The sequence below is a fragment of the Marivita sp. genome, from assembly GCF_017643905.1.
In the GTDB taxonomy this organism is placed as follows: Bacteria; Pseudomonadota; Alphaproteobacteria; order Rhodobacterales; family Rhodobacteraceae; genus Marivita.
Genome location: NZ_JAEPMO010000139.1, coordinates 1 through 11,043, shown reverse-complemented (window position 1 = coordinate 11,043; position 11,043 = coordinate 1). Strand labels below are relative to the sequence as shown.

Genomic DNA, 11,043 nt, shown 5'->3' with positions numbered 1-11,043 from the left:
GTGCCAAAACAGGCAAGGCTGTAGGGCGGCAGGGTATTGGCGGGTAGGATATCGCCCCGATGGGCGCCCTCCAACTGCCCGACCGCATAGCCGTAAAGTCCGGCGTCGTTCATCGCCTCGCGGAACCCATCGGGCACCAGCCCAAGGTCTTCGCCGACCACGAGACAGCCCGCGCAATGGGCTTCGATGGTAATCACCGCCAGCAGCGACTCGAGCGGCTGCGTGATATACCCACCCGGACTGCCATCATCGGGCAACCAGTAGCTGCGCAACAATCCCAGAGCGTGGTCGATCCGCAGCACACCGCATTTCGCCATAAGCCGCCGCAGCATCGACCGCAGCGGCGCATATCGCGCGCGCGCCAGAGGTCCGGGGGCATGGGCCGCAAGCGCCCAGGATTGGCCTTCAGGGCTCAGGTGATCGGGTGGGGCGCCGATGGTGACGCCCTTGGCAATCGTGTCCGCGTTGATCCAGACCTCGGCCCCGTCCGGGCGCGGACCTACCGCAAGGTCGAGATAGAGGCCAAGCGCCATCCCCGAGCCACATGCGTCGCGCTGTGCTGCGTCGATTTGGGTGTCGGCAAGGTATTGCAGCCACAGATGAAATTCCGCGCGTTTCCCCGCAGCCTTTCGCGCCGCCGCTCCGGGTGTTTGCAGAGCGACGGGCCAAGTGCGGAAATCATGCCCGTGGGTTTCGCTGATCGCCTCGAATTCGGCGAACTGGCGGGTTTCCTCTGAACAGGTCTCGCACCATTCCGTAAATGCAGCTTTGTCGCGTGTCTTGAACTTTGCCTCCAACGCCGCGCGATGGCGTTCTCGGAACCCGGCATAATCAATGAGATGAGCGTCCGGTGTCGGCCCCAACCCGCCTTCAATCGCGATATGGTCGATGTTGAACATCCCGCGATGCGACGGCGAATAGGGGCTGATGATGTCCTCCATAGCCCAGCCAAGCGCATGCAGCGGATTGACCCCAAGGAAGTTTGCACCGGAACGCCCGAACGTCGCGGCAACCGCGCCGAGATCGGCATAATTGCCCAGCCCGCCGTTCGTCTCCGAGCGCAAACCGTAAAGCGCGCCGGTCGTTCCCCAACACCGATCTTTTCCAGACTTCGACGCCAAGTCCGGTGCGCGGTGCGGTCGAACCATGACGAAACACTGGCCCGCGTATTTGCCGCTCATCTGCAGGTCGTAATATCCGACCCCAAGGCGCGGCAGATCAATCACACCCTTGGCGCGGCCCTCGGCCACCACCTGTCCGGTCTCATTGAGCACCGACCAGTCGCAGGGACCGGGCGCGGGAATTGTGATCGGATCCCCGGCAAAGGCGATCACCTCGGTCGTTCCAGCATCTTCTGCTTGGGCCGCCAAGGCGTCCGTCACCAAAGCAGGGCTGTCCGCATCTGTCCCCAAGGCCTTGAGCAGGGCGCGTAACGTGTCCGGGCTGGCCTCGTGTCGCGCGCCATGCAGATCATGGAAATCAAGGTAGATGCCCTGCGCCTTGGCCAACGCGCGCAATGCGTCGTCTGCGTTGGTCATTGCGCGGTTCCGGGCTTGAGGACAAAGGCGCTGACCGAATGGGCGGGCACGCGGATGCGTTCGCCGACGATGGGCGTTGAGTTCTGCACAGACTCTGACGTCTCGATCTCGCGCCGCCACAGATCGGGTGCTGCGGAGGGCAGCAGGAGGTCCAGATCATCATCCGTGCGGTTGAACGCCAGAAACACCTCATCGGTCAGTGCCTTGCCCGCCACACTTTCTGCATTGCCGCGCATGTGCAGGCACAGGCTCGAAAGCGCGTCATCCCCCCAGTTCAACGGTTTGCCATCAAAGCCGCGCCACTCCACATCCTTGCGCCGGTCGGTCGGGCGGGTCGCGCCATGCAGGAAATCCATCTGCCGCAGGATCGGGGTCGTCCGCCGGAACCGCGACAGCGCTTCGGTGAAGGTGATCATGTCGGGGTCCAGTGACGCCCAGTCGATCCACGTGGTCGCGTTGTCCTGACAATAGGCGTTGTTGTTGCCGTTCTGCGTATGCCCGCCTTCGTCGCCTGACAAAAGCATCGGCGTGCCTTGGGACAGAAACACCGTGGCCAGCATATTGCGATGCCGTCTTGCGCGCTGGGCACGGATCACGGGATCGTCGCTTGGCCCTTCGACGCCGAAATTGTCGCTGTAGTTTTCCTTGTGTCCGTCTCGGTTACCTTCGCCATTGGCCTCGTTATGGCGTTCTTCGTATTGCGTCGTGTCGGCCAGCGTGTAGCCGTCATGCGAGGAGGCGTAATTGACCGACGACCAGACCCGCCGTCCGCGTTTGTCGAACAGGTAAGCCGTTCCCAATAGGGCCGATCCCAGCTCTTGCGCGCCATGGGCATCGCCGCGCCAGAACTTGCGCACCGTGTCGCGATAGCGGTCGTTCCATTCGGCGAACTTGGCCGGGAATCCGCCCAATTGGTACCCTCCGGGGCCGATATCCCACGGCTCCGCGATCAGCTTGACCTCTGCCAGCACCGGGTCCTGCCGCAGCGCGGTCATGAACCGTCCGGTCCGGTCGAACCCGTCTGCCTCGCGGCAGAGGGTGGCAGCAAGATCAAAGCGGAAGCCGTCGACCCCCATCGCCTGCACCCAGAACCGCAGGCTGTCGAGGATCAGGCGCGTGACAAACGGATGCGTTACGTTGAGCGTGTTGCCGCAACCCGTGTCGTTCACGTAGTAGCGCGGCGCGTCGTCCTGAAGCCGGTAGTACGACGCGTTGTCCAATCCACGGTAGGACAGGGTCGGGCCAAGGTGATCGCCCTCGGCCGAGTGGTTGTAGACCACATCAAGGATCACCTCGATTCCGGCAGAATGGAACCGGTCCACCATCGCGCGGAAGCCGCGCACGCCAGCGGGGCCGAAATAGCGGGGTTCGGGTGCGAAGAAGCCAACGGTGTTGTAGCCCCAGTAATTCACCAGACCGCGCCCCGACAGCGCTCCTTCGGACTTAATCGCCTGCACGGGCAGCAGTTCCACCGCCGTAACGCCAAGGCGCGTCAGGTGATCCAGCATCGCGGGCGAGGCCAGGCCCTCATAAGTGCCGCGCAGGTCTTCGTGAACGCCAGGGTGGCGCATGGTCAGCCCTTTGACATGAGCTTCATAGATCAGCGTGTCCTGCCAGCCTTTCGAGAGGGGGCGTGCGTCGAGTGTGAACAGCGCCGGGTCTGATACCACAGACTTTGCCACAAAGGGCGCGCTGTCACGGCTGTCAAAGGACAGGTCAGCCTCTGGCGCGGAATTTAGATAGCCAAAAGTCGCTGTATGATCGGTGAATGCGCCGTGAAACTCGCGGCTATAGGGGTCGATCAGCAATTTGTTGCGGTTGAACCGATGCCCTTCTTCGGGCGCATACGGCCCCGATGCCCGATAGCCGTATAGCGTGCCGGGTTGCACCCCCGGCAGATACCCATGCCAGACCGCCCCTGTGCGTTCAGGCAGTGGCAGGCGCATTTCCTCGCGGGTGCCATCCGGTGAAAACAGACAGAGGAACACCTGTTGCGCATGTTCAGAGAACACCGCGAAATTCGTTCCGCCACCGTCGAAATGCGCCCCCAACCGCGACGGAGAGCCGGGTTCAAGCGTTGCAGAAACGGTGGCGTGATAGGTCATCAGACAAGTTCTGCGTAAAGGTCACGATAAGCTTGGGCAGAGCTGTCCCAGCCTACGGGATGACGCATGGCGGCGCGCTGCATGGTTTGCCAGAGTTTCGGATCGGCATAGGCGTCAACCAACCGGTCGATCACCTGCGCGATACCGGCGGCGGTCACATCGGTAAAGACGAACCCGGTGGCCGCCTTGGCCTGAATAGCGGCGATATTTGCGTCGATCACCGTATCGGCGAGCCCGCCGGTGCGGGCGACAACAGGCAAGGTGCCGTATCGCAGACCGTACAACTGCGTCAGCCCGCAGGGTTCAAACCGGGATGGGATAAGGATCGCATCACTGCCGGCCTGAAACAGATGAGACAACCCCTCGTCGTAGCCGATATGGGTGGCGATCTGACCGGGATACGCCAGTGCGGCATCGCGGAACCCCTGTTCCAGTTCGGGTTGGCCGGTGCCCAACACCGCCAGTTGTGCCCCGCGTTCCACCAAATGCGGCACGGCGTCCAGCAGGGCATCCAGTCCCTTTTGGTTGGTCAAGCGGCTGACCACGCAAAGCAAAGGCCCGGAGCTGTCGGGATCAAGCCCCAGCTTCGCGCGCAGGGCGGTTTTGTTGTCTGCCTTTCGTTTCAGCGTCTTGGCATCATAGGTCTGGGCCAAAGCCGTATCGTCTGCCGGGTTCCACGCGTCGGTGTCGATTCCGTTCAGCACACCGCTCAGTGCTCCGGCCCGCGCCTGCAACACACCCTCAAGTCCCATACCGAACTCCGGCGTCAGTATTTCACGCGCATAGGTCGGGCTGACCGTGGTGATCCGGTCCGAGAACATCAAAGCACCCTTGAGGAAGCTCAGATCGCCATGGAATTCCAGACCTTCAGGGTGGAACCAGTCGGTCTTGAGGTGCAGGCGATCCAGAACCTGCGGGCCAAACCTGCCTTGGAACGCAATGTTATGGATGGTGAGCATCGACCGCGGTCTGTCGCGCCCGGCCATGCGCAGGTAGACGGGCGCAAGGGCCGCCTGCCAATCATGGACGTGCAGGACATCCGGCTGGTAGCCGTCGATGGCCCCCATCGCGATGCGGGCACCTGCCATCGACAACGCGCCAAAGCGCAGGTGGTTGTCGGTCCAATCCTTCCCGTTTTCATCGACATACAGCCCGCCGGGACGGTCGAACAATTGCGGCGCGTCCAGAAGCAAAAGCGTAATGCCCTGAGCCGTGACCTTGACGATGCGACCGGACCCGCCGGGCAGGTCGTCGAACCGCGCGACTTCAGTCCCTTCAGGCAGCAACGGAAACAGTGGCGGATAGGCGGGCAGCACCACCTGTGCATCCACATCCACCCGTGACAGAGCGGCGGGCAAGGCGCCGACCACATCCGCCAGTCCCCCCGTTTTCACGAAGGGCGCACATTCCGAAGCCACCATCAGGACATTCATGTCACTTTCCCAGCTTGTCGATCATCGCTTGTGTAATCAGGCAGATGCCATTCTCGGTGCGGCGGAACCGCTTGGCGTCTTCCTTGGGGTCTTCACCCACGATCATGCCCGGTGGGATTTTCACACCCCGATCGAGGATCACGTTCTTGAGGTAGGCACGGCGCCCGACCTCGGCGTAGGGCAGGGCGACCACACCTTCGAGTTGCGAATAGGAATGCGTTTTGACACCCGTGAACAGCAGGCACCTATACAGCGATGAGCCAGAGATGATGCACCCGCCCGACACCATGGACGACACCGCCTGCCCGCGTCTGCCTTCTTCGTTATGGATGAACTTCGCGGGTGGGGTCAGTTCCGAATAGGTCCAGATCGGCCAGTCGGTCGCGTAGATATCCAGCGCTGGTTCAAAATCCGTGAGGTCGATATTGGCCTGCCAATAAGCGTCGATGGTCCCCACGTCGCGCCAATAGGGTTCGGTTTCAAGCCCCGACATCACGCAGGACCGGCTGAACGGATGCGCCCGCGCGCCGCCCTCGGCGACGATGGCGGGAATAATGTCCTTGCCGAAATCGTTTTCCGAATTGGGGTTTTGCGCATCCTTTTCGAGGATCTCGTACAGGTACTCGGCCTCGAACACGTAAATGCCCATGCTGGCCAGCGATTTGGTCTCGTCGCCCGGCATTGAGGGCGGATCTGCGGGTTTTTCGACAAAGTCGAGGATCTTGTCGTTGTCGTCCACATGCATGACGCCAAAGCCCTTGGCCTCTTCACGCGGCACGGCGATACAGCCCACCGTGACCTTTGCGCCAGAGCGGACATGCTCTTCGATCATGAAGGAGTAGTCCTGCTTGTAGATGTGGTCGCCTGCAAGGATCAGCACGTATTTGGGCCCATAGCCGCGAATGATCGCGATGTTCTGGGTCACGGCGTCGGCGGTGCCCTTGTACCAGTTGTCCTCGTTGATCTGCTGCGAGGCGGGCAGGATATCCAGCGACTCGTTGCGCTCGGCCCGGAAGAAGCTCCAGCCGCGCTGCATGTGCCGGATCAGGCTGTGTGCCTTGTACTGCGTCGCGACACCGATCCGCCGGATGCCGGAATTCACCGCGTTGGACAGGGCAAAGTCGATGATCCGTGTCTTGCCGCCGAAATAGACGGCGGGTTTGGCGCGGATGTCGGTCATTTCCTTCAGGCGGCTTCCTCGGCCCCCTGCAAGAATGAACGCAATGGATTGCTGCGCCAGGCTGAACCTGTCTTCTCTCATGTCTTTCCTCCCCCTTTTTGTCATCTGCGTCCTCAGCTGTCCGACAGTTGAAAGAACACGGTCGCCAGCGGCGGCACGGTGATCTCAATGGAATATGGGCAGCCGTGCATCGACATCTCCTGTGCGTCAGCACCGCCCGGATTGCCTGTGTCCGTACCGCCATAGATCGCGGCATCAGAGTTGAATTTTTCCGCCCAGTGGCCCGTGTGTGGCACGCCAATGCGGTAATTGGTGCGCGGCACCGGTGTGAAATTCGCAACCACCAGGACCGGCGGCGTGCCCTCTTTGCCGTAGCGCACCCACGAAAACACCGAATCCGCCGCGTTGCCGCCGTCGATCCAGCGGAACCCGTCCTGCGACGTGTCCTTCTCGAAAAGCGCGGGCGTCGTGCGATAGAGCGAGTTCAGATCGCGCACAAGGCTTTGCATGCCCTTGTGCGGGGCGTGGTCGAGCAGATGCCAGTCAAGGCTGGTTTCGTTGTTCCATTCACCGCTTTGCGCAAACTCGCCCCCCATGAACAACAGCTTCTTGCCGGGATGCCCCCACATGAACCCGTAGTAAGCACGAAGGTTGGCAAAGCGCTGCCAATCATCACCCGGCATCTTGCCCAGAAGCGAGCCCTTGCCATGCACCACCTCGTCATGGCTGAGCGGCAGGATGAAGTTTTCGGAAAACGCGTAATGCAGACCGAAAGTCATCTTGTCGTGGTGGTATTTCCGGTTGATCGGGTCTTCGGCCATGTAGCGCAGGGTGTCGTTCATCCACCCCATGTTCCACTTGAAGCCGAACCCCAGACCGCCTGTGCTGGTCGGTGCGCTGACCCCCGGAAAGGCGGTGCTTTCCTCGGCGGCGGTCAGGATGCTGTCATCGGCGGCGTAGACCACTTCGTTTATCCGCTGCATGAAGGCGATGGCTTCGAGGTTCTCGCGCCCGCCATGCTGGTTGGGCACCCATTCCCCCTCTTTTCGCGAATAGTCGCGGTAGAGCATGGAGGCCACCGCATCCACGCGCAGCCCGTCGATGTGGTATTCCTCGAACCAGAACCGCGCATTGGCGATCAGGAAGTTCTGCACCTCCGTCCGCCCGTAATTGTAGACGAGCGTGTTCCAGTCGGGATGGAAACCTTCCTTCGGGTCCGCATGTTCGTAAAGCGCCGAGCCATCGAAGCGGCCCAGCCCGTGCTGGTCGGTGGGGAAGTGCCCCGGCACCCAGTCGATGATCAGGCCCAGTCCCGCCTTGTGGCAGGCATCGACAAAGGCGCGGAAGTCCTGCGGTGTGCCGAACCGCGAGGTGGGCGCGAACAGGCCCACGGGCTGATAGCCCCACGATCCGCCGAACGGGTATTCGGAGATCGGTGTCAGCTCGATATGGGTAAAGCCCATGTCCTTGGCATAATCGACCAGCATGGACGCATGTTCGAGATAGGTCAGCGACCGGTTGCCCTCTTCCGGGACGCGCCGCCAGCTTTCCAGATGGACCTCGTAGATCGAGATCGGCTTGTCGATCTTCTGCTTCGCGCCCCGCTTGGACAGCCAACCGGCATCCGACCACTCATAACCGCGCAGGTCGCGCACGACCGAGGCAGTCGCAGGCGGCAGTTCCGCGCCGAACCCAACCGGGTCGGCTTTGAGCGGCAACAGATTACCCGCGCCGTCGATAAGTTCGTATTTATAGGCGATGCCATCGCCCAGATCCGGCAGGAAAATCTCGTGTACTCCCGTCGCGCCCCGGCGGCGCATGACGTGACGGCGGCCATCCCAGCCGTTGAAGTCACCCACGACCGATACGCGCATTGCATTCGGCGCCCAGACGGCGAAATGCGTGCCGTCTACGCCTTCCAGTGTGCAGACATGCGCGCCAAGTGCATCCCAAAGCTGGTTATGTGTGCCTTCGCCCAGAAGGTACTCGTCCATCTCGCCCAGCTTGGGACCAAAGGCATAGGCGTCCTGTTCTTCCCACGTGTCCGTTCCGCGCGTCATGCGCAGACGGTAGGGAAATCGCTTTTTGCGGCGCGGGATCACCCCAGCGAATAGACCATCGGCAACACGCTCCAACGTCACCAAGGCCCGCCCGGTTTTGCTGTCGATCACCTCAACATTGTCCGCCTCGGGGCGCATTGCCCGCATCACCAGTTTGCCGTCAAATTCGTGCAGACCCAGCACCGCAAACGGGTCGCCGTGCCGCCCCTGCGCTATCGCCTGGGCCGTGGCGTCGTCGATCAGCGCCGCCGCATCCATCATGCTGTTTTCCCAAGCTTGGCTTTGGTCAGGCTCTCGGCCCCCCAGATGTCGCGAGCATAGCCCTTGATCGTGCGGTCGGACGAGAACCAGCCCATGCTGGCCGTGTTCGCAACCGCCATCGCGGCCCAATTCGCCGGGTTGCGATAGGCGGTGTCGGCGCGGCGCTGCGTGTCGAAGTAGCTGTCGAAATCACAGGTCACGAGGAAATAATCATGGTCATACAGCATCCCCACAAGCCCATGATAGCGGCTTGGGTCATGCGGTGCAAAACGCCCCTCGGCGATCTGGCCCAGCACCCGCTGCAGGCGCGGGCTGGCTTCGATGGCGGCGCGGGAATAGCCGTGATGCGTGCGGCGCTCCATCACTTCCTGTGCGGTCAGGCCGAAGAGGAAGAAGTTTTCCGACCCGACATGATCGCGGATTTCGACGTTCGCACCGTCCAGCGTGCCGATGGTCAGCGCACCGTTCAGGGCAAATTTCATGTTTCCGGTGCCCGACGCCTCTTTACCGGCGGTCGAGATCTGTTCCGACAGGTCCGCCGCCGGGATCAGCCGTTCGGCCATCGTCACGTTGTAGTTCGGCGGATACACGATCTTGAGCCGGTCGCCGGTGATCGGATCGGCATTGATCACCTGCGCCACGTCATTGATCAGGCGGATGATATCCTTGGCCACAAAATATCCCGGCGCAGCCTTGCCGCCGAAGATCTTGACCCGTGGGGTCCAGTCGCCATTCGGATTGTCGCGCATCTCGTTCCAGAGCGCGACAGTTTCCAAAAGGTTCATCAACTGACGTTTGTATTCGTGGATGCGCTTGATCTGCACGTCGAACATCGCGTCGGGGTCCAGCGTGACACCCATCGTCTGACCGATCCAATTGGACAGGTTCGCCTTGTTCTCGCGCTTTGAGCCGGTGAACGCCTCAATGAACGCGGCATCGTCACGTTTGGACTTGAGCGCGGTCAGTTGTTCAAGGTCCGTCACCCAGCCTTCGCCGATCGTGTCGGTGATCAGGTGCCGCAGCGACGGGTTGCAGCCATAAAGCCAGCGGCGTGGCGTGATGCCGTTGGTCTGGTTGATGATCCGGCTCGGATGGATGCGGTGCAGGTCGGCGAACACCGTTTCCTTGACCAGTTCGGTGTGCAGCGCCGACACGCCGTTGACCTTGTGCGCCATGATGAACGCCAGTTCGCCCATTCGGACATCGCCGTGCTCTAGGATACGTGGGCTGTCCGGGAATTCGGTCTGATGCGCGTGTTCGATAGCGCGGATGATCTCCAGATGGCGCGGCAGGATGCGGCCCATCAGGTGTTCGCTCCACCGTTCCAGCGCTTCGGGCAAAAGCGTGTGGTTGGTGTAGGCCAGACATTTGCGCGCCAGCGGGATCGCCTCGTCCACCGGGATCGCGTGTTCGTCCACCAGAATACGCACCAGTTCCGGCCCGGCGATGGCAGGGTGCGTGTCGTTGAGCTGGATCGCCACGTAGTCGGGCAGGGCGCGGATGTCGTCGTGATCCTTCAGGTAGCGGCGCAGCAGGTCCATGATCGACGCGGCGGTGAAGAAGTATTCCTGCTTGAGGCGCAGTTCCTTGCCGCTCTCGGTGGTGTCGTCGGGATAGAGCACCCGGCTGATCGTCCGCGCCAGCGCCTCGGACCGACCGGCGGCGAGGTAATCTCCACGATTGAAGCTTTCGAGGTCGAAATCCTTGGATGGCTCTGCAGACCAGAGGCGCAGCGTGTTGCCCCACTCGCCCTTCCAGCCAACGACTGGCGTGTCATAGGCGGTGGCCATGACCACCTCGCTGGGGTGCCAACAGGCCTTGCCCTTGTGATGATCGACATGTCCGCCAAAGCCGATCCGATAGCGTGCCTCGGGGCGTTCGAATTCCCACGCATGGCGCTGGGTCAGCCAGGTCTCGGGTTTCTCGACCTGCTGGCCCTGGGCAAAGCTCTGCTCGAACAGCCCGTGTTCATAGCGGATGCCATAGCCAAACGCCGGGATTCCCAATGTCGCCAATGAGTCCATGAAACACGCCGCCAGTCGGCCCAGCCCGCCATTGCCAAGTGCCGCGTCCGGTTCGTCATGCACGATGGTGTCGTAATCCTGACCCAGCTCGACCAGCGTCGCCTTGACCGTGTCCTCCATCCGCAGGTTCGAGATCATGTCCTCGATCAACCGCCCGATGAGAAACTCCATCGACAGGTAATAGACCCGCTTGGGCGAGGCGGCGTAGGTTTCCTTGGTCGACCGGAACCACGCTTCGACCATCTGGTCGCGCAGGACGAGCGACAGCGCGATGCGCCAGTCATAGGTCGATGCGTTCTCGGCATCTTTGCCCAGCGAGTATTTCAGACGGTTCAGAATATCGGTTTTCATGCTCATCCAGATGGGTTCCACGGTCGGGTCAAGAGTTACGATAGCGCTAACATTGGCCCCTCATACCGCAAAACGCACCAATTACCATTGC

Annotated in this window: 6 protein-coding genes; all 6 read right to left on the bottom strand. The window is 61.7% G+C overall.

The genetic code is table 11. From position 1 onward, the window contains the following. Positions 1-1,538: 4-alpha-glucanotransferase (locus JJ869_RS18515; protein WP_292269349.1), on the bottom strand; the 1,538-nt coding region annotated here is incomplete at its 3' end. Beyond that, complete coding sequence (glgX, locus tag JJ869_RS18510; protein WP_292269347.1) at positions 1,535-3,643, bottom strand: glycogen debranching protein GlgX; 2,109 nt, start codon at positions 3,641-3,643, stop codon at positions 1,535-1,537. The genes glgX and JJ869_RS18515, both read right to left, overlap by 4 nt. Continuing rightward, complete coding sequence (glgA, locus tag JJ869_RS18505; protein WP_292269345.1) at positions 3,643-5,076, bottom strand: glycogen synthase GlgA; 1,434 nt, start codon at positions 5,074-5,076, stop codon at positions 3,643-3,645. Before glgA ends, glgX begins: the two co-directional genes overlap by 1 nt. 1 nt (position 5,077) lies before the next feature. Beyond that, positions 5,078-6,337 (bottom strand): glucose-1-phosphate adenylyltransferase, encoded by a 1,260-nt coding sequence (gene glgC, locus JJ869_RS18500; protein ID WP_292269341.1) that lies wholly within the window; start codon positions 6,335-6,337, stop codon positions 5,078-5,080. Between the two features lie 32 nt (positions 6,338-6,369). After that, positions 6,370-8,577 carry a 1,4-alpha-glucan branching protein GlgB gene (gene glgB / locus JJ869_RS18495; protein WP_292269339.1) on the bottom strand — a complete coding sequence of 736 codons (2,208 nt, stop codon included), beginning with the start codon at positions 8,575-8,577 and terminating at the stop codon, positions 6,370-6,372. Then, entirely contained in the window at positions 8,574-10,952 is a 2,379-nt protein-coding gene (locus tag JJ869_RS18490; RefSeq protein WP_292269352.1) for a glycogen/starch/alpha-glucan phosphorylase, read from the bottom strand. The genes glgB and JJ869_RS18490 overlap by 4 nt, the downstream gene beginning before the upstream one ends. Positions 10,953-11,043 lie beyond the last annotated feature (91 nt).